Annotated in this window: 17 protein-coding genes and 1 pseudogene; 13 read left to right on the forward strand and 5 right to left on the reverse strand. The window is 70.4% G+C overall.

Annotated elements, in window-relative coordinates; genetic code table 11:
* The first annotated feature begins 119 nt into the window (after nucleotides 1-119).
* From A176_RS26135 to A176_RS26160, 7 genes and pseudogenes are all read left to right on the forward strand, one after another.
* Complete coding sequence (locus A176_RS26135) at nucleotides 120-1,175, forward strand: endonuclease domain-containing protein (RefSeq protein ID WP_002638238.1); 1,056 nt, start codon at nucleotides 120-122, stop codon at nucleotides 1,173-1,175.
* A gap of 34 nt (nucleotides 1,176-1,209) precedes the next feature.
* Complete coding sequence (locus A176_RS40220) at nucleotides 1,210-2,400, forward strand: hypothetical protein (RefSeq protein ID WP_226993990.1); 1,191 nt, start codon at nucleotides 1,210-1,212, stop codon at nucleotides 2,398-2,400.
* 21 nt (nucleotides 2,401-2,421) lie between these two features.
* Entirely contained in the window at nucleotides 2,422-6,219 is a 3,798-nt protein-coding gene (locus A176_RS40225) for a helicase HerA domain-containing protein (protein ID WP_002638240.1), read from the forward strand.
* Between the two features lie 92 nt (nucleotides 6,220-6,311).
* Nucleotides 6,312-6,470: pseudogene (locus tag A176_RS40630) on the forward strand (helix-turn-helix domain-containing protein); the annotation flags it as partial.
* A 709-nt stretch (nucleotides 6,471-7,179) separates the two neighbouring features.
* On the forward strand, nucleotides 7,180-8,634 hold the full coding sequence (locus A176_RS26150; protein ID WP_044889414.1) for an anthranilate synthase component I family protein: 1,455 nt from the start codon (nucleotides 7,180-7,182) through the stop codon (nucleotides 8,632-8,634).
* Entirely contained in the window at nucleotides 8,631-9,200 is a 570-nt protein-coding gene (locus A176_RS26155) for an anthranilate synthase component II (RefSeq protein WP_002638243.1), read from the forward strand. Before A176_RS26150 ends, A176_RS26155 begins: the two co-directional genes overlap by 4 nt.
* A 17-nt stretch (nucleotides 9,201-9,217) precedes the next feature.
* Complete coding sequence (locus A176_RS26160; protein ID WP_002638244.1) at nucleotides 9,218-10,042, forward strand: aminotransferase class IV; 825 nt, start codon at nucleotides 9,218-9,220, stop codon at nucleotides 10,040-10,042.
* 136 nt (nucleotides 10,043-10,178) lie between these two features.
* On the opposite strand, the gene A176_RS26165 is transcribed toward A176_RS26160, so the two are convergent.
* Complete coding sequence (locus A176_RS26165; RefSeq protein ID WP_021781042.1) at nucleotides 10,179-10,982, reverse strand: pseudouridine synthase; 804 nt, start codon at nucleotides 10,980-10,982, stop codon at nucleotides 10,179-10,181.
* A 177-nt stretch (nucleotides 10,983-11,159) separates the two neighbouring features.
* Between A176_RS26165 and A176_RS26170 the strand changes: the two genes are divergently transcribed.
* Nucleotides 11,160-11,600, forward strand: a complete 441-nt coding sequence (locus A176_RS26170) for a hypothetical protein (RefSeq protein ID WP_002638246.1) — start codon at nucleotides 11,160-11,162, stop codon at nucleotides 11,598-11,600.
* Nucleotides 11,601-11,710: 110 nt separating this feature from the next.
* Entirely contained in the window at nucleotides 11,711-12,970 is a 1,260-nt protein-coding gene (locus A176_RS26175) for a threonine/serine exporter family protein (RefSeq protein WP_002638247.1), read from the forward strand.
* Nucleotides 12,971-12,973: 3 nt separating this feature from the next.
* Here A176_RS26175 and A176_RS26180 read toward each other — a convergent pair whose 3' ends face one another.
* Entirely contained in the window at nucleotides 12,974-13,390 is a 417-nt protein-coding gene (locus A176_RS26180) for a hypothetical protein (RefSeq protein WP_002638248.1), read from the reverse strand.
* A 121-nt stretch (nucleotides 13,391-13,511) separates the two neighbouring features.
* On the opposite strand from A176_RS26180, the gene A176_RS26185 reads away from it, so the two are divergent.
* Nucleotides 13,512-14,705 (forward strand): AI-2E family transporter, encoded by a 1,194-nt coding sequence (locus tag A176_RS26185; protein ID WP_044889489.1) that lies wholly within the window; start codon nucleotides 13,512-13,514, stop codon nucleotides 14,703-14,705.
* A gap of 78 nt (nucleotides 14,706-14,783) precedes the next feature.
* Here the strand turns inward: A176_RS26185 and A176_RS26190 are convergent, their stop codons facing one another.
* Entirely contained in the window at nucleotides 14,784-16,511 is a 1,728-nt protein-coding gene (locus A176_RS26190) for a lamin tail domain-containing protein (RefSeq protein ID WP_002638250.1), read from the reverse strand.
* Between the two features lie 158 nt (nucleotides 16,512-16,669).
* The gene (locus A176_RS26195) at nucleotides 16,670-17,140 is read right to left on the reverse strand and encodes a YqaA family protein (RefSeq protein WP_044889488.1); all 471 of its coding nucleotides are present in this window, start codon (nucleotides 17,138-17,140) and stop codon (nucleotides 16,670-16,672) included.
* A gap of 223 nt (nucleotides 17,141-17,363) precedes the next feature.
* Between A176_RS26195 and A176_RS26200 the strand changes: the two genes are divergently transcribed.
* Together A176_RS26200 and A176_RS26205 are read left to right on the forward strand one after the other, a co-directional pair.
* Nucleotides 17,364-18,521 (forward strand): MBL fold hydrolase, encoded by a 1,158-nt coding sequence (locus A176_RS26200; RefSeq protein WP_002638252.1) that lies wholly within the window; start codon nucleotides 17,364-17,366, stop codon nucleotides 18,519-18,521.
* A gap of 37 nt (nucleotides 18,522-18,558) precedes the next feature.
* Nucleotides 18,559-19,728, forward strand: a complete 1,170-nt coding sequence (locus A176_RS26205; protein WP_002638253.1) for a serine/threonine-protein kinase — start codon at nucleotides 18,559-18,561, stop codon at nucleotides 19,726-19,728.
* Nucleotides 19,729-20,146: 418 nt separating this feature from the next.
* Here the strand turns inward: A176_RS26205 and A176_RS26210 are convergent, their stop codons facing one another.
* Complete coding sequence (locus A176_RS26210; RefSeq protein ID WP_002638254.1) at nucleotides 20,147-21,517, reverse strand: MFS transporter; 1,371 nt, start codon at nucleotides 21,515-21,517, stop codon at nucleotides 20,147-20,149.
* A 70-nt stretch (nucleotides 21,518-21,587) separates the two neighbouring features.
* On the opposite strand from A176_RS26210, the gene A176_RS26215 reads away from it, so the two are divergent.
* Nucleotides 21,588-22,523: a LysR family transcriptional regulator gene (locus A176_RS26215; protein WP_002638255.1), complete on the forward strand. Its 936-nt coding sequence runs from the start codon at nucleotides 21,588-21,590 to the stop codon at nucleotides 22,521-22,523.
* Nucleotides 22,524-22,547 lie beyond the last annotated feature (24 nt).

Here is a 22,547-nt window from a genome sequence, read left to right on the forward strand (position 1 = left end):
GACATGCACAGAGGCGCGCGCAAGGCATTGCGACACTGAGCACACTCGTCGGTCCGCCCGAGCAAGCGCTGACCGTCTGGACCGCCTGGATTCAACGGCGAGGCACGAGCGTCGTCATCGTGGATGGCGATGACGTGCGGAGCGTCGTCACCGCCTGGGCCTCGGCGTTGGTCCGGGAGAGGAACCTGATGGAGGACGCGGAGACCTTCGTCATCCGGGTCCAGCCCGCGGGCCTGAGACGGCCGCCGCGGTTCCAAGGCAAGACAGCCCGTGAGCGCCAGGTGCTGATGGAAGGGCTGACGCCGCCCCATGGCCACAAGGCCACCTGGGAGCTGTGTCAGGCCCTCCTGGAGGCCCCCGTGGCACCGGTGCCCGGGATGTTGCCGGAGGCCGTCCAACAGGCCATTGCCCGCGCGCCGCTGCTGGCGCTCCAGGCGTTGCTCGCGCTGGCCCCCGAGGGCACCACACCGGCGCTCCGCGTCAGGGCGGGGCCCTCCGACTTCCGGGCGGTCCGGACGGCCGCGGCCCTGTGTGCCGCGGCGCCCGCGCTCACGACGGGCTGCGTGCTCGCCCCCGAAACCCTCGCCGAGCATCTGCAACGGGAGGAGTCCCACGCCCTCGCCATGCTGAGGGAAGGGCGGCTGGACCTGGCACAGGCAGGGGTGGAGCTACCCGGCTCCGCCAGTACGTCCGTGTCCACCACGCGCGCGCGGCTCCGGCAGGAAGGCGCCTCCGAGCAGGTCGTCCAGCTCTACGACTCGGCGGTCCAGACCATGGCCTCCGTCTACGCGGACGCGGATGGTCAGGCGCGCAGCAAGGCGGAAGAGTTCCTGCACGCCCGGCTCCAGGAGCACGCGGGCACCCGGGGGCTCTTCGTCCTCAACGGCAAGGTGGACCCGGGCCGGGGTGCCCGGTCCATGGAAGTGGACCTGCTCTGCACCGAGCTGCGTCTGGCGGTGGAAATCGACGGGTATTTCCACTTCCGCAATCCAGACGGCTTCCGAAGGGACCGTCGCAAGGACGTCGCACTCCAGTGCGCGGGCTTCTGGGTGGTCCGTTTCCTCGCGGACGACGTGGTGGCCCGGCTGGAAGAGATTCTCGAAACCCTCGACACGTTGATTGCCACCCGCAGGGGTGCGCTCACCGGGAAGGACACACCGAATGGGAAGCGCTGACCACCGCCTTTCAGGCATTGCCTTGGCATGGCTGATGACTCGCTCCGAGCGCCGTGGCACGCGCAAGGAATTGGAAGCCGCGCTCCGGCCCTTCGTGGAGCACCAGCTCAGCCGCTCGGAGTGGAAGCTCCGGTTCGAATCGCTGCTGGAGGCGCTGCTGGAGCAGGGCAAGGTCGCGTCCCGCGCACGCAGCGCCCTGGAGCTGACGCCCGCCGGGCGGACGCAGGTGCTGCGATTCCTCAAGCTCGAGCAGCCGCCGCGCGGCCTCACCTGGAGGAAGCTGAAGGCCACCTACCTGGTGGCGTACAGCCTGGGCCTCCCGCCCACGAAGGCCGTGCTGGGCCGCATGAAGGATGCGGACGGGGTGCGGGCCGCCGCGCTCCAGCGGGCGCATGCGCTGGACGTTGAAGAAGGTCTCACCCTGGCGCAGACGCGGGACCGCCTGTTGTGGCGCCAGCTCGGGGTGGAGACGGACCGTCTCTTCACGCTGAGCGCCGTGCAGGCCCACCTGCTCGGCAAGCTGCTGGGCGCGGACACGAAGGACCCGGGCCAGGCCGTGGAGCAGCTCGCGGCCCGCGCGGCCGGAGCCACCCGCGCGGACGCGGAGGCCCTGCGGCTGTCCCTGCAACGGCAGTGGGCACTCGCCGAGGACGCCGAGGTGGAAACCAGCGAGCCGGCTCACACACCCGCGGGGCCAGTGACGAAGAGCGCCGCGCCCAAGGCCACGCGGGAGCCCGAGGCAACGTCCCGAGCGCCGAGCGCCGCATCCAAGGCCACACGGGAGCCCGAGGCAACGTCCCGAGCGCCGAGCGCCGCATCCAAGGCCACACGGGAGCCCGAGGCGTCGGCGCCCTCCGTCCCCGTGCGGACGACGCCTGTCATCACCATCACTCCCACGGTTCCGGACGCCGTGTCCGAGGAGCCCGAGGCCGAGGCCCCTCCTCAATTCTCTCCGGAGTCCTTCGCCGAGCAGGTGCTCACGGTGGCCCGGGCATTGCCCACGGGACGCTTCGGCCTGAACAAGGTCTTCATCTCGCATGTCTGGAAGGCCCTCCAACCCGAGTGGAGCGACCGCGAGGCCTTCGACACCGCGCTGCTGGAGGCCAACCGCACCCGACGCTTGTCGCTGACCCGGGCCGACCTCGTGTCCGCCATGGACCCCAAGGACGTCGCCGAATCCGAGGTCCGCTCGTTCGGCGCCAGCTTCCACTTCGTCGTCGTCTAGCCCGTCTTCCAGGAGCGTCCCGTGGCCAACGACCCTCGACTCGATATCTTCCTCAACGACACCCGCGAGGTCTTCAGCAGCGTCGAACAGGGCCAGCACATCTGGCAGGCAGACCCGTTCGACGTGGAGGCCCTCAACGCCCCGGCACGCCGCGCCTTCAAGCGGCTGCTCGACCGGGCCACGTCCGATTCACCTCCGGATTCGGGCAAGCTGTTGCTCCTCCTCGGCGAGTCCGGCAGTGGCAAGACGCACCTGGTCCGCTCGTTCCGCAACACCACGCACGGCGAGCGCAAGGGCTTCGTCGGCTACATGCCGATGACCGTCGATGCGGCGCAGTACGACCGCTACATCCTGTCCAACCTCATCGACTCGCTGGACAAGCCCTTCGACCTGGCTGGCGAAGATGACGACACCGGCCTGATGCACCTGTCGGACGCACTGATGGCTCAGTGCAACAGCGCCTTCGCCCCGCTCATCCCGGACGAGAAGGTCCTCGAGGACGAGGAACTCCACGGCACCATCCGGGCCGTCGCGGACGAGCTGCTCGGAGACCCGCGCTTCCAACAGGTGGAGGTGGACCTGCTCAGAGCCCTCATCTACCTGCAGCGCCGCGACCCGCGCCTCAACCGCCGAATCTTCCACTGGCTGCGCTGCGAGGAGCTGTCCCAGGCGGACCGGAATGTCATTGGCAACCTGATTCCCCGCACCGCCGACGATGCACCCGCGCGCATGGTGGAGCATCTGGGACGGCTGATGGGCGCGCTGGAGCAGGCGCTCGTGCTCTGCGTGGACCAGGTGGAGGACGTCAGCGACTTCGAGCAGCGCCCGCAGATGGAAGGCTCGTTCCGCCGCGCGATGAACAGCCTCGCGGCCATCGCCAGCCGCGTGCCTCGCTCCATCGTGGTGTTCTGCTGCCTCTCCGACTACTGGGCGAAGATGGGGCCCCTCCTCACCCGGTCGATTGTGGACCGCATCGAGAACGACCCCGAGCCGGTGGTGCTGGAGCAAACGGTGACGGCCGACACGGCCCGAGACCTCGCGGCTCGGCGGCTGCAGTCGCTCTTCGAACAGCGCGGCGCCACCGTCAGCCGGACGGACCCGACGTGGCCCTTTTCGGCGAAAGGCTTCGAGGTGCTCGGCGGACACCGTGCCCGCGACGTCCTGAACGAATGCCGCCGCTACCGCGACCGCGCCATCCAGGACCAGAAGCTCCCCTCGGAGTTTCCGCTCAAGCGCCCGAACTCCGCCGCAAAGAAGCCCCCGGAAGCGCCCCCACCGAACACGCCGAACATGGACCAGCTCTGGACGGACTTCCGCGCCGCGTTCAAGGCGGACCTGCCCGAGGAGGACTCCGACATCGCGGCCCTGCTCGCCTGGGCCATCGAAGCGGGCAGCAACGAGCTGGGCGGCACGCCCCGCTTCGACGTGAAGCCCAAGGACAACGAGATGCTGGACGTCCAGGTCCACCCCGAGGGCGGCAAGCTCCTCGTCGCGCTGTGTGACCGCAACCCGCGCGGCGGTGGACTCGGCCGCCAGATGACAGATGCGCTCAAGAAGGCCGTGGGGAAGACGCCCGTCCTCGTTCGGACGTCCGAGTTCCCCTCCTCCACGGGCACCATCGTCGCCGACCAGATTGGCGTCCTGCTCCGCAAGGGCGGCCGCCGGGTCATCGTGGGCGACACGGAGCTGCGTGATCTCGTGGCCCTGCGCAGCTTCGAAGAGAAGCACGCGGGCGAGGCAGCGCTCATCGAGTGGAGCCGCACCGCCAAGCCCATCACCCGGCTGAAGTCCGTGAACGACATCCTCGGACTGGAACAACTCGACGCCCCTCCGCCTCCGTCCAGCCCGAAAGCCAACAAGCCCGCGAGCAAGGTCGATGCAGCGACCGCGCTCGGTCAGGTCGGCGCCCGCGGCACGGCGTCGGCCTCCACCGCGAAGGGACAGGCGGCGATGCCCGAAGGACCGACCACCCTTCCCTACGGCGGTGTCCAGGTCCCCGACGAGTTCCAAGCCGGCGCCAATCCCGGGGCACCCGCGAACACCCGGGCGACAATGACGGACGAGGTGGACAGCTCGTCACACCGGAAACCCTCGAAACGAAACGGAAGTGCTTCAGCGAATGCCGAGTCTGAAGCGCTGGACGAGGCGAGCCCGTCCTCACTCCGGGAACCCACGAAGAGAAACGAACGCGCTTCGGCCCATGCCGAGCCCGAGGACCTGGACGAGGCAGGCACGTCTTCCAACCACAAGCCCGCGAAGAACAACGAACGCGCTTCAGCGCAGGCCCCTACGGAAATGACGGACGAGGCAGCCGCCTCGCCACGCCGAGGACCCACGAAGGGGACCACTGGACATGCGTCAGCGGACGACGTCGCTGAGGACCCGCTGGAGAACATGACGTCCGCTGCACCGTTCTTGACGGCGGGGCGGACGACCACTCCCGCCAAGGGCACACCAAACCCCATGGGCGCTGTCGGAACAAGGCCCACGGCCCCTCCCTCGGCACCAGCGCCCTCCGAGTCACGCACGGGCCCGCTGCGCATCGGCGCCTCGGAGGGCGTCTTCTCCCAGCCGGTGATGCTGGACCCCTCCGCCGAGCTGACGCGGCACAGCGCCTTCCTCGGAGGCACCGGCAGCGGCAAGACGACGCTGGCGCTCAACATCCTGGAGCAACTCCTCCTTCGAGGCATCCCCGCCATCCTCATCGACCGGAAGGGCGACCTCGCCGCGTATGCCCGCGAACGCGACTGGGAAGAGCCCCTGTCGGACCCCACGCTGCTCGAACGCCGCCGCCTGCTGCGTGAACGCGTCGAAATCGCGCTCTACACACCGGGCCGGTCGGATGGGCGACCGCTCGCCATCCCCGTCATCCCGAGAGGCCTCGAGGAACTCGCCCCCGATGACCGAGAGCAAGGTGTCCAGCAGGCATCCGACGCCATCTCGGGCATGCTCGAGTACAAGACCAGCAACAGCGACAGGGCCACTCGAGCCCTGCTGACCCAGGCCCTGCGACTGCTCGTTCAACGTCCACTGGGCAGAGAACTCACATTGGAGATGGTGCAACAATTCGTCGCCGACCAGGACGAATCCCTGCGACAGGAAACGGGTGGCCTCCCCCCAAGAACCTTCGCCAAGCTTGCCCAGGACCTGGAAGTCCTTCGCCTCAACATCCGCCCCTTGCTGGCGGCGGGAGGCGAACGTCTCGACGTGGATGAACTGCTCGGACGCGGCGCGGCCAGTACGCCCGGAAAGACCCGGCTGAGCATCATCAGCACCAAGTTCCTGGGCGACCGGTCGCGCGTCCTCTTCTGGGTCTCCCAGCTCCTGCTCGAAACCAATCGCTGGGCCAGCCAGCACCCCGCCTCCCAACTCCAGGCGGTGCTCCTGTTCGATGAAGCAGACATGTATCTGCCCGCGACCAGCAAGCCCGCCACCAAACAACCCATGGAGGACCTGCTCAAGCGCGCACGCTCCGCGGGCATCGGTGTGATGCTGGCCACCCAGAGCCCGGGCGACCTGGATTACAAGTGCCGCGAGAACGTGCGGAATTGGTTCGTCGGCCGGGTGAAGGAAGACAGTGCCCTGCGGAAACTCAAGCCCATGTTCACCGAGGCGCGGGTCGACGCGGAGGCCAAGCTCCCCAATCAGAAGGCCGGGCAGTTCCATGCACTGCGCGACGGCCACGTCCAGCAACTCAAGGCCGACCGGTCGGTCATGCGCACCGACCAACTCCCCGAGGACGAAATCCTCAAGGAGGCGCGCCGCTCGCTGGAACGCGGTGGCGCGACGGACACCCCCAAGGCCAGCGGCACACGCTGACGCCCCGGCCATGTCAGCCCCTCCCTGTAGACCTGCCTGCGTGGAAGGAACGTTCCTTCCACGCGGCAGCCGCCACGAAGGGGGACGGGTCCATGTACACGCGGGAGCACATCCGAGCCTTTGGGCTTCGCGACGCGGCGGAGCTGCTGTCTCAGCGGGGCTATGACAACGTCCGAGCCGAGGAACTGGCCCGGGCGGCGCGCATCTCCATCGGTACGATGTATCGCCGATACGGCAGCAAGCAGGGCTTCGCCCAGGCCGTGAGGAACCTCACGGAACGGGAGCTGTCGTACGTGGGGGGCGTCGCGTACATGATGGCGGATGGCAACCGCCGCCAGCCGGGCTTCCGCGAGGTCTTCCTCTCCTTCTGGTGGGAGCTGGCGTCATGGGCGCTGCAACAACCCCACCTGTTTGGATTCACTTTCCTGCACCCGTTTCCAACGGATGGCAGCGGCACGCCCGAGCCGCGCGGGGGCCCCACGCGCGAACAGGTGCTCACGGTCCTGACGCAGGGTGAACGAGAGGGCGCCTTCGCACGGGGGCGGACTCGCATCCACGAGGGCCTCGTCTGGGGCATGCTGGGAGAGCTCGGGCGCCGGGCGGGCCAGGGCGAGAACGTGCCCGACGAGGAAATCCAGGCCTCGGCGGAGGCGCTCTGGAGGGCACTCAGCGTGGAGGCGTCCTCGGGCCCTCGCGGTCACGGCAATCCGCCCCCCGGAAACGCCAACGATGGCGGCGACGATGGCGGCGACGAGCAGCCCGGCCCGCCAGCCGACGATGAAGCCCCTTTGGCCTCCTTTGAAAGCACGGACGCGACAGGGGCGGCCCTCCCTCCGTCCACACCCAGGCAAGCGACTCGGGTTGTCCCCGCCTCAAGCGTCCCGCATGACGTGCGCGGCGCCAGGCGGACGGAGGGTTCTGGAAAAGCGAGGCGCGGTTCCTGGTATCAAGCGCCTTCACATGCACCGGCCACCTTCCGCCACCTGCTTTCCGGACCGGGCGTCCTTCGAGGCCCTCGTGGCCCAGGGCTACAATCAGGTCCCCGTGGCATGGCGGTTTCCACTCGGGCGCCTGCGCCCCGTGGACCTGCTGCGTGCCCTTCCCGAGGGAGACCGGTTCCTGCTGGAGAGCACCCGTGTCAGCGCGGAGGGGCGTTACTCCTTTGTCGGCGCGCGGCCCTTCCTCCGCTTCACCGCCAAGGAGGGGCAAGGCTTCATCGACGACGTGCTCCAGCCGGAAGCACCGCTGGAGGTGCTGCGGAGTCTGCTGCGCCGGTGGCGCGGTGTGCGCCCTCCGGGGATGCCCCTGTTCTGCGGCGGCGCGGTGGGCTTCTTCGGCTACGAAGCCGCCCACTGCTTCGAAGCGCTGCCGCGCCACCCGCGCGACGACCTGCGACTGCCCGACATCGCACTGTCGTTCATCGACACCTTCATGGCCGTGGACCATCACGAGGGCCAGTTGCTCCTGGTGGCCACGGGTTCGGATTGGGAGGACTGCGAGCGCAGGCTCGAAGGCCTGGAGAACCGTGTTCGCTCGGCAGTCCCGACGCCGGCCCTTTCGCCTCCGGCGGCGGATGCGCCCGGCGCGGCGTACCGCTCCAATTTCTCCCAGGACGCCTACCTGGGCGCGGTGGAGCGGGTGCGCGAGTACGTCCGCGCCGGTGACACGTATCAAGTCAATCTGTCGCAGCGGCTGGAGGTGGACTTTCCCGGGGAGCCGCTCGCGCTCTACGAGACGCTGTCCGCCATCAACCCCGTCCACTTCGCGAGCTATCTCGAAGGCAACGGCTACCACGTGGTCAGCGCGTCGCCAGAGCGACTGGTGCGCGTGGAGCAGGGCCGAGCCACCACGCGGCCCATCGCGGGGACGCGCCGTCGAGGAACACCGGAGGAAGAGGCCCGGTTCGTTCACGAGCTGCGCACCAACGACAAGGAGCGCGCCGAGCACGCGATGCTGGTGGACCTGGAGCGCAACGACCTGGGCCGAGTCTGCGACTACGGCTCGGTCGAGGTCACCCGGCTGATGGACATCGTCGAGTACGCCCATGTCATCCACATCGAGTCGGAGGTGGTGGGGCGGCTCGCGCCGGAGGTGGAGCCCCTGGACGTGGTGGGCGCGCTCTTTCCCGGAGGCACCATCACCGGCGTGCCGAAGATTCGCACCATGCAGATCATCACCGAGTTGGAGCCGCATGCCCGGGGCCTCTACACGGGCTCGCTCGGGTATCTGTCCTTCACCGGGGACCTGGACCTGAACATCGTCATCCGCACGCTGGTGGTGAAGGACGGCCAGGCCTATGCCCAAGTGGGGGGCGGCATCGTCCACGACTCGCAGCCGCGCCAGGAGTACAAAGAGACGCTCAACAAGGCGCGCTCACAGCTCCTCGCCTTGGCCGCCGTGGGGAGGACGGAATGATTCTCCTCGTCGACAACTTCGACTCCTTCACGTTCAACCTCGTGCAGGCCCTGGGAGCCCAGGGCGCGGAGTTGAAGGTCGTGCGCAACGACGCCATCACCGTGGCCCAGGTGGAGGCGCTCCGGCCCGACCACATCCTCATCTCACCCGGGCCGTGCACGCCCAACGAGGCGGGCGTGTCCATGGAGCTCATCCGCGTCTTCGGCGGGCGCATCCCCCTGCTCGGCGTGTGTCTGGGCCACCAGTGCCTGGGGCAGGTGTTCGGCGCGAAGGTGGTCCGCGCCCCGGTGCCCGTGCACGGCAAGACGGCGGCCATCGATCACGCGGGACAAGGCGTGTTCCGCGGGCTTCCCACACCGTTCACCGCCGCTCGCTACCATTCGCTCGTGGTGGAGCGGGAGTCACTGCCCGACTGCCTGGAGGTGACGGCCTGGCAGGATGACCTCGTCATGGGGCTGCGACACCGCGACCTGCCCCGGCTGGAGGGGGTGCAGTTCCATCCCGAGTCGTTCCTCACGCCTGAAGGTCCCCGGCTGCTCGCCAACTTCCTGGAGCCCGCGCGTTGAGCGCGAAGGAGACACGAATGTTCTCCACGGTCGCGGTGGATGGAGCGGTGCGGAGCTGGGAAGACCTGCGGTTGCAGGACTTCGCCCAGGGGTTCTTCTTCGGCGCGGGCTTCTTCACCACCTTCCGCATCGAAGCCGGGGCGCCCTGGTTCCTCGCCCGGCATCTGTGGCGACTGCGGTCGAGCCTCGCGGCCTATCCCCATGCGGTGCGTCCCCCGCCCCATGAGTTCCTCGCGGAAGACGCTGTCCGCGAGACGCTCCAGCGGTGCTTGCGCGCGGACGCCGCGCTCGGGCCGGACTTTCACGGTGTGGGTAAGTTGTCGGTGAGTGACGGCCATGTGCTGCTCACCTTTCGCGAGCACGCGCCCGAGTCGGAGCGACTGCGGCATGAGGGACGCGCCTTGGACACCTGGGAGCCGGGGGCCTACCGCGGTGGCGAATCCACGCTGAACCACAAGGGCCTCGCCTACTTTCGCCAGTACGCGCGGATGGAGCGGCTGCCCTTGCTCGGAAACGAAGCGGGCGAGGTCTGTGAGCTGCCCACGGCCAACGTCTTCTGCGTGCTCGGCGAAACGCTCGTCACTCCGCCGCTGTCCTCGCCGTGCCTCCCGGGCATCATCCGCGAGGTGCTGCTGGAAGCCGGGCAGGTAGGGACGTTGCCTGTCGTGGAGCGCGCCCTCCCCTTTGAACAGCTCACGGCGGTGAGCGCCTGTGTCTTCACCAACGCCGCGATGCTCGCCACGGGCGTGCCGCGACTGCTGGGCCGCGCGCTGCCCGGCAGCCTGGCGCTGGCCCAGGAGGTTCGCGCACGGGTCGAGGCCGTGGCAGCGCGCGAACGCTGAACGCTCGAAGGTTCGCGGCTGGAGCCTGCTTCGCACGCCGCGCGTGGGACGTCCCCTGGGATGAAGCGGCACAGCCCGCGCGGGAATCACATCGCGCTGGCGGGCCAGGGAGCAGGCCCTGCCCCGTGAGTGGCCCTCAGGCAGGCGTGAAGGCCAACCCTTGCGACACCTCGTCGTCCTCCAACAACCGCCAGGTGCCCTCGGGCACGTCCAGCGTCACGCCGCCTACCGCCTCGCGATGCAGCGTCCGCACCGGATGGCCCACCGCCGCCAGCATCCGCTTCACCTGGTGGTGACGTCCCTCCGTGAGGGTGAGTTCCACGATGTCCGGTGCACGCAACCGGGCACTGGCCGGCCGCGTCGGACCGTCTTCCAAGACCAGGCCCTCTCGCAGGCTCCGCAGCGCGTCCTCGCCCGGTGAGCCCTCGACACCCGCGACGTACCGCTTGGCGAGGTGCCGCTCGGGTGACGTCCCATGCCGCACCAACCGTTCATCGTTGGTGAAGAGCAGCAGCCCCGTGGTGTCCCGGTCCAGACGGCCCACCGCGAGCCACTCGAAGCTTCCCAGCGAGGCAGGGAGTTTCGCATAGAGGTGTTCGAAGACGGTGCCCACACCCTCCGGGTCCGAGCCGTGAACCACCAGCCCCGCGGGCTTGTGGAACATCAGCGCGTGGAGCGGGGCCGACAGTTGCACCACCCGTCCATCCACCCGCACCTCGACGCCAGGACGCACGGGAGCGAAGGGCTCACGCTCCACCTGCCCGTCCAACGACACCCGTCCCTCCTGGATGGCGACTTCAGCCTTCGCGCGAGGCATCACCCCCGCCTTGCCCAAGGCTCTCGTGAGCCAGTCCGGCCTGTCGGAGGAGGACCGCACGTCCTCCGGGCCCCTCCGCCTCGCCGCCTCCAGCCACCTGGGTGTCCGCTGCCTGCGCGCCATCCGCCCATCTCCTTGCCTCGGCCCCGGGCCGAGGACGTCTCCCTCCGCCGCCGCCTGGCTGGCCGGTGGAGGGAGCCCCGCGTCCGCCCATTGACGGCGCGTACCTACCTTCTGGGCAACGGGGCGCGGGCACAAGTGCGGCGTGCGGCCCCGCCGACCGTCACTGAAGGAGACGACATGGCCACTGGCACGGACTTCAACCTCCCGCCCGAGCGCGGCGAAACGTCACGCTCGGACCGGGCGCCCGGGGACGACACGAGCGTGCCTTCCTCGCTGTCGACCCGACGAGGCGGACGCAGGCCGCCACGCGCCGCCCGTGGCACGGCCAAGGACCAGCTCTACCAACAGGTGGACAGTCATCGAGGGAGCCTGGCCCGAGGCATCCAAAGCCTGGCGTCCACCCTGGAGAGCGCCTCGCGCACGGAGGAGGTCGGCGTGGCAAGGCCGCTGCTCACCCGCACCGCGGGCATGTTGCGGCGCACCTCGGAGCGGCTGGAGAACGAAACCACCTCGGAGCTGGCCGCGGACGTCGAGGACCGGGCACGGGAGCGCCCCGGGCTCGTCCTCGCGGGCTGCCTGGCGGCGGGGTTCGCGCTCGGCCGGCTGCTCAAGCGCTGAGCCCCGGAAACCCAGGGCCTTTCACGGCGCCGTAACACTGTCGCGGCGGCAACGGCGCGCGGGGAGGGCCTCTTCGCCCCCAGCGTTTGACTCGGCCCAAAGCCTCTGCCATGTGCGCCGCCGTGGCCGTCCCTCCCGAGCACCTCGCCGCCGCCAGTCACCCACCGCCGCCGGGCCCCGCCGTCGCCTTCACCCTCCGGCTGGGTGAGGCGCTGCACCGCTACGGCACGCCCGCGCACCGCCTGGAGCGGCTGATGCAGCGGGTGTCGGAGCGCTTTGGCCTGGAGGGGCGCTTCTTCTCCACGCCCACGTCCATCTTCTCGTCCTTCGGCCCGCCGGAGGCGCTGCGCACCTCGCTCATCCGCGTGGAGCCCGGTGACATGGACCTGGAGCGACTGACGCTGCTCGACACGCTGGCGGATGAAGTCATCCACGGGAATGTGCCTCCCGCGGAGGGCACCCAGCGCGTGGACGCCATCCTCGCGCAGGCCGAGCGCTTTGGCCCCGCGCTCCAATTGTTGTGCTGGACGCTCGCGGGCGGCGCCGCGGGCAGGCTCTTCGGCGGAGGGCTCAAGGAGATGGCGGTGGCGGCCCTCAGCAGCCTGCTCATCGGCATCCTGGCCGTCGTCACACGCCAGCAGCCCACCACGGCCCGCGTGCTGGAGCCCGTGGCGGCCATCCTGTCCTCCGCCGTCGCCGCGTTGGCCGCGAGCCTGTGGGGCCCCCTGTCCTCCCAGGTGGCCACGCTGGCGGGCCTCATCGTCCTGCTGCCCGGCCTGTCGCTCACGGTGGCCATCAACGAGCTGGCCACGCGCAACCTCATCTCCGGCACCTCGCGGCTCACCGCGGCCGCGCTCGTCTTCCTTCAGCTCGGCTTCGGGGTGGCGCTGGGCAGCCGGCTGTCCGGCGTGTTGCCGACGCCGCCCGTGGCGCCCCTCCCGCCCGCGCTGCCGGATTGGACGCAGGTGCCCATGCTGCTGGTGGCCATCTTCGCGGTGTGCGTGCTCTTCCGGGCCCGCCCCCGGGATTGGGGCTGGATTGCCGGGGCCTGCACCTTCGGTTTCGCCGGGGCCCGCCTGGGCGCGCTGCTGCTGGGGGCGCAGTTGGGCGCCTTCGTGGGCGCGCTGCTGCTGGCCATGGGCAGCAACGCGCTGGCGCGGCTGCGCAACCAGCCGTCCATCACCACCCTGGTCCCCGGGTTGATGCTGCTGGTGCCCGGCAGCGTCGGCTTCCGCAGCCTGTCCTCGCTGCTGGAGCGGGACGTGGTGGCCGGCGTGGACACGGCCTTCTCCATGCTGATGGTGGCGGTGGCGCTGGTGGCGGGCCTCCTGTCCGCCAACGCCCTGGTCCCCACGCGCAAGGTGCTCTGACGCTCAGCTCAGGCGGGTGACGTACACGGCCACCAACGCCAGCAGGAAGTACGGCACCAGGCCGCCGGCGCCCGCGTACTCCTTGGCCATCCGCTGACCGAAGAAGAGCGCCACCAGCGACACCGCGGAGAGCAGCGCGCCAAAGAAGGCCAGCGTCGCGCTACCCGTCACCAGCAGCGCCACCAGGCCCGCCGCGCTGAGCGCGCCCGCGGCCAGCTCCAGCAGCGTGATGGCAGCCAGCATGGGCGGCACCACGCCGCGCAGCGGGCTCTTGGCGAAGTGGCCCGTGAGCCACCCCAGGTTGCCCTTCCAGTCGATGACCTTGTCGAGCCCGGACTGGAGGAAGAGGATGGCCAGGAAGCTGGCGCAGAGCGCCTGGAGCAACCAGACGGTGAATTGGGTGGATTCGAAGGGCGGCATGGCGCGGCCACTCTAGCCGCCCTCCGGCCGGGCCCAAGCCTTCTTGGTGGGACAGCAGGCAACCAGGCAGAGGCGCCGCCCGTCCCTGGCCATCCTCGAAGGCAGCCCTACCTTGACGGGCATGGCAACCGAGCAGACCGCCCGGCGGGTGTTCACCGGACTCATCCTCCTCTCCATCGTCCTGCTGGCGCTGGTCGTCCAGCCGTTTGCCAAGGCCTTCTTCCTGGCGGCCGTCCTCGCGGGGACCTTCTACGGCATCTACTCCTCTCTGAAGCGGAAGCTGCGCGGGCGCTCCAGCCTGGCGGCGGGCATCATCGTCTCGGGCGTCGTGCTGGCCCTGCTGCTGCCCCTGGGCGGACTGACGGCCTTCGTCGTCTCCGAGGTGTCGGACGGCGTGAAGTTCGTCTCCGACACGGTGCAGCGCGAGGGCGTCGAAGGGCTGATTGGCAAGCTCCCCGGACCGGTGCGCGGGCCGGTGGAGGGGCTGCTGGAGCGCGTCCCGCTGGAGCAGGCCGAGCTCGACGAAACCCTCCAGCAGCAGGTCAGCTCCCAGGGCGGCACCGCGGCGCGGGCGGTGACGGGCGTGGTGGCCGCGACGGGCTCCATCGCCTTCCAGGCGGTGATGATGCTCATCGCCCTCTTCTTCCTGCTGACGGAGGGCGCGCGCCTGGTGTCGTGGGTGGAGAGCGTGTCCCCGCTGCGGCGGGGGCAGACGGCCGAAATCCTGCGGGAGTTCCGCAGCGTCTCCGTGGCGGTGCTGGTGTCGTCGGTGGCCACCGCGGGCGTGCAGGCGGCGGCGGCGCTCGTCGGGTTCCTCATCGCGAGGGTGCCCGCCTCGCTCTTCTTCGCGGGCGTCGCCTTCTTCCTGGCGCTCATCCCCGCGGTGGGCGCGGCCATCGTGGTGCTGGTCGCCGCGGCGCTGATGTTCTTCAGCGGCCACCCCTGGGCGGCGCTGTTCCTCGCCATCTGGGGCACCGTCGTGGTGGGGCTGGTGGACAACATCGTCAAGCCGCTGCTCGCCAAGCGGGGCATGCACCAGCATGGGGCCATCGTCTTCTTCGCGCTGCTCGGAGGCCTGGCGGCGTTCGGCACCGTGGGCCTGCTGCTGGGGCCCCTCATCGTCGCCTTCTTCCTGGCGCTGGTGCGCATCTACGAGCGCGACTACGGCCGGCCCACGCCGCGCCCCGGAGACCCGGCCACGCCAGGAGGGGCTGCTCCAGGCGGCACGGAGAGCCTCATCATCCGGCCCTCCGTGCTCTCGGCGGAGACGCGCGAGCGAGTCCCCGTAACGCCCACGCCGCCCGACAGCCATTGAGCGAGCGCGGCCTGAAAACGAGACGGCCCTGCCTCCCAGCCGTGGGAAGCAGGGCCGCCGCGCGTCACGACCTCGGACTCAGAGCGACGCGCCGCTGACGCGCCGGCCCGGCGAGGCCTTCAGGCTGGACAAGGTGGTGTGCAGCACGAAGGGGGCGCCCTCGCCCAGGTCCGGGTTGCGGTTGGCGGACACGCCGTCCGTGCCACTCAAGCTGGCGGAGAACACCGCGGAGTCCACCACCGTGCCCGTGTTCGACTTCACCGTGACGGTGTCGCCGCTGTTGCCCAGGTGCAGGGTCCCCGTGGACGCGGCCACCGCGCCCGGCGTGCCGGCCGGAATGCCCGCCGCGCCGCCGAACACCACGATGACACCGCCCGCCGCCAGCGACGTCCCGCTGGGGAAGGTGTGACGGACGCTGGTCGCGTCGGACACCGTCCACCCGCTCAGGTTCACCGCCGCGGTGCCGGTGTTCACCAGCTCCACGAACTCGCCCGTGACGTCCGAGCCCGGCTCGTTGAGGAGGACCTCGTTGATGACGACCTTGCCCGTGCCAACCGGCGCGGTGGTGATGGTGAAGGCGGCGTCGCTGACGTCGTTGAGGCTGGCGTTGGACGCGTTGCTGACGCGCACCCGCGCGGTGGTGGAGGCGCTGGCCGGCACCGTCCAAGCGTAGCTGCCCGCGGAGGCGGCCGTGCTGGCGGCCAGGGTCGTCCAGGTGCTGCCGTTCAGCGTGTACTCCACGCGCACGTTCGTGACGCCGGAGGACTCCCAGGTGATGTCGCGCACGCTGCCGGCGGCCCAGCTCTCGCCACCGTTGGGCGAGGTCACCGTGACGAAGGGACCGCCGGTGGCGCCGTCGCCCGGGATGAGGAAGTCCTTGATGACGGCCATGTGCTGCATGCCGGAGGCGCCACTGTCGCCAGAGAGCGCGGGAGCGATGTCGGCCAGCGGCGTGTACACGCGCGTGTCCACCACCAGGCCGTTGGCGAAGGAGCTGCCGCCAATGACGACGGCCGTCTGGTGCGCGTAGAGGTCGTTGTCCACCAGCACGTAGTCGTAGGGGCGGTTGCGGCCGGCGTTGGTGTTGCCGTTGCCGTTCTTGTCCACCGGGTGCGGCGCGGCGGTGCGCACCACCTGGGACAGCGTACCAATGGCGGACTCGGTGCGGCTGCCGGTGTTCAGGTCGCCACCAATCACCAGGTAGTCGCCTTCGGGGATGTTGGCGCGGATGCGGCTGACCAGGCTGATGGCCTCCGAGTTGCGGTTGCCGCTGCTGGTGGTGAGGAAGTGCACGCTCACCGCCCAGAGGTCCTTGGGCCCCGGCACGTCGATGCGCGCCCAGGCGAAGTCCCGGTTGGAGACGTACGGGTCATCCCACTCGCCCGAGGCGATGATGGGGTAGCGGCTGATGATGCCGTTGGGAATCTGCGCCCCGCCCTCCCGGTAGTAGTGGAACTGCGGACCGAACGCCGTGTCCACGAAGGCCCGGATGTCCGCCGCCGAGTTCGAGCGGTAGTTGAACTCCTGAATCATCACCACGTCGGCGTCCGTGCCCTGGAAGATGCGGATGCCGTGCCCCGGGTCATAGTCCTGCCCGTTGCCGCTGGACGTGTTGGCCGCCAGCAGCCGGAGCCGGACGTCCCCCAGCGCGTCCTGCCGCTGCCCCACCGCGGCCTCGTCGAGCCCCGGGGCCTCCTGCGACAGGTCCTCGCCACCACACGCCGCGAGGACGGCCAGGAGCAGCGCGGCGGCATGACGCCGCCAGTTCGACTTCACGAGCCTTGATGGAATTGCGTTGTCTCGCACGATGTCCGGTCCTGCTCCCGGCAAGGAGCTGTTGAGAGGTCGGATGAGCCATCCGCACGCTACCCGATTCACCGGGAATGCGTCGTTCACCCGTCTCCGTTATCGACCGGAGGACTGCAACGTTGCGTGAAACATAGGTGAAACGTCAGACTGGAGTGCTACAGCGCCGCGGCGGCTGACAGCGCCACGGCGAGGTAACGCAAGCCTTTACCCAGCGTGACAAAGAAGACGAAAGGCAGCGGGCGCACGCCCAGCATGCCTCCGGCGATGACGAAGGCGTCCCCCACCACGGGCAGCCACGACATCACCAGCGCTGGAGCGCCCCACCTTCGCGTCCACGCCTCGATGCGCTGCATGCGAGGGCCTTCCTTCATGCGCCGCCGCGCGTACCAGCGCCCCAGCGGTCCACCACCGCCAATGGCCACCCACCGCCCCAGCACGTAGAGCGACAGGGCCCCCAGCACGTTGCCCGTGGTCGCCACCACGATGGCCGTCACCGGCGGCGTCCCTCCGTAGACAAGCGCGGCGAGCAGCGCCTCCGAAGGCACCGGCACCACCGAGCCCGCGAGCATCGCGATGAGGAAGAGCCCCGGGAGCCCCCAGGTGGCGAGTACGGATGGGTCGGGCATGGACGCGCGCGCGGGTGACGCGCCGGAGACTGCCACGTCACCCGCGCCCATGCACGGCACGCCAGCGTCGGAGCGCAGATTGTGCGCTCCACCCCGCACCCGCGCAGAAGCTGCGCGAAGGGGCCCCTCGCGGAAGTCCCTTGGCCCTGGGGACAAGGCTCCGGCGCGGGGATTGCTACGCAGTCGTGGCATCCACGCCAGAGAGGGAAGGAACGCCGCGCCCATGAGCAGCACCGTTGCCCCAGTCCCGAGCCCCAGCCAGGGCTCCGACCTCCGCCTCGTGCCGGTGGAGATTGCCCCCGAGACCTTCTGGGTGGGCAAGCGCGAGCCCGGCAACATCTTCTACGCCAACCCCTACCTGCTGCGCTTCCGCGGCACGGACAAGAAGACGCAGCGGCCCACGGAGTTCAATCTGCTCGTCGACCCTGGCTCGAGCAGCGACTTCTCCACCATCCACACCAAGGTGACGTCGCTCATTGGTGGCATGGAGCGGCTGTCCGCCATGTTCATCAACCACCAGGACCCGGACGTGGGCTCGTCGGCGAGCATCATCTCCGCGCGCTACGCGCCCCGGGCGGGCCTGCTCTGTTCGGAGGACACCTGGCGGCTCATCGTCCACCAGAACCTGCCGCGCCACCGCTTCATCCCCACGGAGAAGTTCGCGCAGGGGCTCAGCGTGCCCACGGGCCACCGGCTGCTTCCGGTGCCCTCGCCCTTCTGCCACTTCCGCGGCGCGGTGATGCTGTACGACCCGCAGACGCGGGTGCTCTTCACCGGCGATTTGTTCGGGGGCCTCACGGACTCCAACGCCAAGGGCCTGTGGGCGGACGAGTCCGACTGGGCTGGCATCCGCGCGTTCCACCAAATCTACATGCCGGTGAACGCGGCGCTGCAGCGCACGGTGGCGGCCATCCGCAAGCTGGAGCCCGGGGTGGACATCATCGCGCCGCAGCATGGCCGCCTCATCCGGGGCGCGCTGGTGCAGCAGTTCCTGGAGCGCATGGAGAAGCTCCAGGTGGGCCTGGACATCATGGACGAGGCCCAGGACCGCACGCACCTCCAGGCCTGGAGCTCCGTGCTGGACAGGGTGTTGTCGCTGGCGCGGGGCTACCTGGGTGACTCGGTGGAGGCCAAGCTGGCGACGAGCCGCGAGCTGTCGGACACGGCGCAGTACGACGGCACCCGGCTCGTCGTGACGCGGATGGGGAAATGGACGGTGGAGCACGTGGTGGACCTGCTGTGCCACGGCGAGCCGCCGGAGATTGCCGGCCCCATCATCGTCGAGGCCACCAGCGCCGCGGCCGAGTACAACCTGCCCACGCCGCATCTGGACATCGAAGGCGTGGGGGCACGGTCCCACATCTCGCTGCTGGACCCCTGAACCCCACGCCGCGACGAAGCCGACGAGGGAGGCCGAGTTGCACTCGACCGACGATGAAGACGGCGTGGCGTACCTGGGGGGCGCCACGCAGGAGGCGCCCGAGCCTCGGGTGACGCCGCGCCCGGCAGTCCCGAGGCCCCTGGCCCCCGGCCCCAGCCTCCCCCACCCCACGCCGCCGGAGTCCGTGCTCCGGCCCGTCACGCCGCCGCCCGCCCTCTCGCTGGCGGAGACGCTGCGGCCCGTGACGCCCATGTCGCCCCACGGCACGTTGCTCCAGGGCATCCCCGTGCCCGCGGCGCCGCCCAGCGTCATGCGCGGGCTGGTGCCCGGCCAGTCGGTGGCGGGGCGCTACCGCGTGGAGCGTTGGCTCGGCGCCGGGGGCAGCTCCACCGTCTATGAAGCGACAGACCTCCAGCAGGACGCGCGCGTGGCCCTCAAGGTCCTCGCGGTGCCCCACGCGGAGGCCGCGCTGGTGGCGCGCTTCCGCCAGGAGGTGGAGCACGCCCGGGCCCTGGAGCACGTCAACATCCTGCGCGTCTTCGACGTGGGCGTGGATGGCGAGCGGCACTTCCTCACCGTGGAGCTGCTGGACGGCGCCGACCTGCGGCAGCGGCTGCTGGAGCGCCGACCCACGCGGGCCGAGGCCCTGCGCTGGCTCACCCACGCCGCCGTCGCCCTGGAGCACGCACACGGCCGCGGGGTGCTTCACCGCGACGTGAAGCCCGCGAACCTCTTCGTCACCCGCACCGGGGTGCTGAAGCTGATGGACTTCGGGCTCGCCAAGAGCACCCACGTCATGGGGACGACGGCCCAGGGCGCGGTGCTCGGCACGCCGGAGTACATGGCCCCGGAGCAGGTCATGGGGAGCCCGGCGGTGTCACCCGCCACAGACCTGTACGCGCTGGGGGTGGTGGCCTACGAGCTGTTCACCGGACAGATTCCCTTCCGCCATGCCGACCCGGTGCCGCTGATGTTCCTGCACGTGCAGGAGCGACCGGCGCCACCGCGCACGCTCCGGCCGGACCTGCCCGAGCCCTTCGAGCGCGTCGTGCTGAAGCTGCTCGAGAAGCGCCCCGAGGACCGCTACCGGGGCGCCGCCGAGCTGCGCTCCGCCCTGGCGAAGCTGTGGCCCCTGGCGCTGACGGAGGTCGCCCCCGCATCGCCGCCCGGGGTCCGGAGCCCCAGCGCTCCCGGTGGGCGGAGCTGAACGCCTCGGCGGCGTCCCGCCCCGGCGCTCGCCTCCGCACGTGTTCCCCCGCGCGGCAGATGACCGCGTGACGTCGGGCCCGCCGCCAGGCTCATGATTCAAGACCCAGGGCATGGACGCCGCGCGGCAGGTCACTGCACCACGCCGGGCCGACCACCACGCCCATGCTTCAAGGCCCCAGGGCATGGACGCCGCGCGGCAGGTCACTGCATCGCGCCGGGCCCACCACCACGCCCATGCCTCAAGTCCCCAGAACATGGACACGGCGCGGCAGGCCACTGCATCACGCCGGGCCTACCACCACGCCCTTGCTTCACGTTCCCAGAGCATGGACGCGACGAGGCATGTCACCGGCCCAGGGCTTCAGGGCCTCAGGGCATGGACGCCGCGCGGCCGTCATGGCAACCCTGCGGGGAGTTCAGTCCCCCGTGGATGCCTCCGCGCGCCCAGGGGCGGCCCAGGCCAGCCCGAGCGCCGCGATGGCCGTGAGCCCAGCGGCGATGGCGAACTGGAGGGCGAAGTGGCCGCTCGCCAGCGCGAGCGCGGCGACCATCAACGAGCCTCCCAGCAACCGCGTGGCGTAGACGGTGCTGGTGACGATGCCGCGATGATGCCAGGGCGCCCTCGATTGAGGCCCCAGCAGGGACGTGCTCGCGGCGGGCCCCAACCCCATTCCCAGGACGGCCAACCCCGCGAGCGCCGCCGGTACACCCCAGCCCCGAGCCGCCGCCAGCGCCAGCCACGCGGCGCCCACGGACGCCACGGCGAACCCCACGCCCGCGCTCAACCGCATCCCTCCGCGCACCAGCAGCTTCACGCCGAAGGTCGAGCCCACGGACCAGCCCAGCAGCATGGGCAGCAGCGCGAGCCCCGCCGCCAGGGGCGTGTGTCCGCCCTGCTCCGTCATCCACAGCGGAACCCAGGCGGCCATGCTGTACAGGAGCGCGCCGCTGGCCATGCCTCCCGCGATGCCGCTGAGCACGGCGGGGTCCTTGAGCAGCGCGCCCGGTAGCAGCGGCGACACGGCCTTCCGCTGGTGGCGCACCAACACGAAGCCCACGCCCACTGCGGCCACGGCGCACAGCCAGCGGAGGCTGGCGGCCCCGGGCTCCAGTGAGAACAGCAACAGCGCCGCGGAGGCGCCCGCGAGCACCGGCCCCCAGCGGTCCACCTGGACGTCCCGTCGGCGCGGCGGGTCCCGATACGAGAAGTGCAGCAGCGCCGCGGCGAACAGGCCCACGGGGACGTTGACCAGGAACACCCAGCGCCAGGAGGCGTGCATCACCAGCCAACCGCCGATGAGCGGGCCCACGACGTTGCCCGCGCCCCAGGCACCGGTGAAGAGGCCCTGAACGGCGGCGCGCTCGCGCAGGGTGTAGAGGTCGGCGGAGATGACGAGCGTCGTGGGCTGCAACGCGCCCGCGCCCAGGCCCTGGAGCACGCGGAAGGCGATGAGCCCGGGCACCGACTGCGCCAGACCGCACAGCGCCGAGCCCACCAGGAACAAGCCCATGCCCGCGAAGAACACCGGCTTGCGCCCCAGCCGGTCCGCGAGCTTGCCGGAGATGAGCACGCCCACGGTGGACGCGAAGAGGAAGGCGGAGAACACCCACGAGTACAGGTGCTGACCTCCGAGTTCCCGGGTGATGGTGGGCATGGCGCTCGTGACGACAGTGCCCTCGAAGGCGCTGACCACCAGGGCCAGCAGCACCGCGCCCGTCGCCATCCGCCGCGCCGTGCCCGGACGCGCGCTGACCAGGGGCTCCGCTGTGATGCCGCTTCCGTCCATCGCCTATCTGTACGCCTCGAGCCCCCATGCGGAAATCGCATCTTCCGCATAGGCTTGTTGCGGAATCCGCATGACCTCCGAACAGCTCAGAGCCTTTCTCGAAGTCGCCCGAGCAGGACGCCTCGCCACCGCCGCGAAAGGACTGGGACTGTCCCAGTCCGGACTGTCGCGGCAGCTCCAATCCTTGGAGGCCGCGCTGGGAACACGCCTGCTCATCCGCACACCGAGCGGCGCGGTGCTGACGGACGCGGGCGAGCGATTCCTTCCCCATGCGCAGCGCGCCGTGGATGCGCTGACGGCGGGGACCTCGGAGCTGGAGCGGCTGTCGGGCACGCCGCACGGCGTGGTGGCGCTCGGCACGCTGCACACCGTGGGGGCGTACCTGCTCCCTGACATCATCCCGGCCTTCGCCCAACGATATCCGGAGGTCCGGCCGAGGCTGAGCGAGGGCCTGGCGCCGGCGTTGGAGGAAGCCGTGGCGCGCGGCGCGCTGGACCTCGCCATCGTGTCGCTGCCGGTGCGGCGCGCGGACCTGGTGACGCAGAAGCTGTGGGAGGAATCCCTGGTCCTCGCCGTACCCCAGGGCCACCGGCTGACCCGGCTGGGCAAGGCGGTGAGCTTGGACGAAGCCGTGGAGGAGCCCTGGGTCGTCATTCCCGGCATGAGCGGCACCCGGGCCTTGGAGGCCGCCTGCGAGGCGCGCGGCGTGACGCCTCGGGTGGCGGTGGAGACGGACAACGCGGAGGCCATGCGCCGCATGGTGGAGCGCGGCCTGGGCGTGGCGATGGTTCCTCAGTTGATGGCCAGGGACCATCACGCGCAGGGCTTCGACGTGGTGCCGCTGGCGCGAGGTGGCATGAAGCGACAGGTGGCCCTGCTCCACCGGGGCGAGGGCTACCTCACGGCCGCGGCGCGGGCCCTCAAGTCCTTCATCGTGGAGAGCGTGCGCGCCATGCCCGAGCCCTGGGGTGCACGGAAGGCTTCCCCTGGCGCTCGGGTGCGCTAGCGTGCCGCGCGCGGTGGCTCCGCC

This window comes from Myxococcus hansupus (assembly GCF_000280925.3).
GTDB lineage: Bacteria > Myxococcota > Myxococcia > Myxococcales > Myxococcaceae > Myxococcus > Myxococcus hansupus.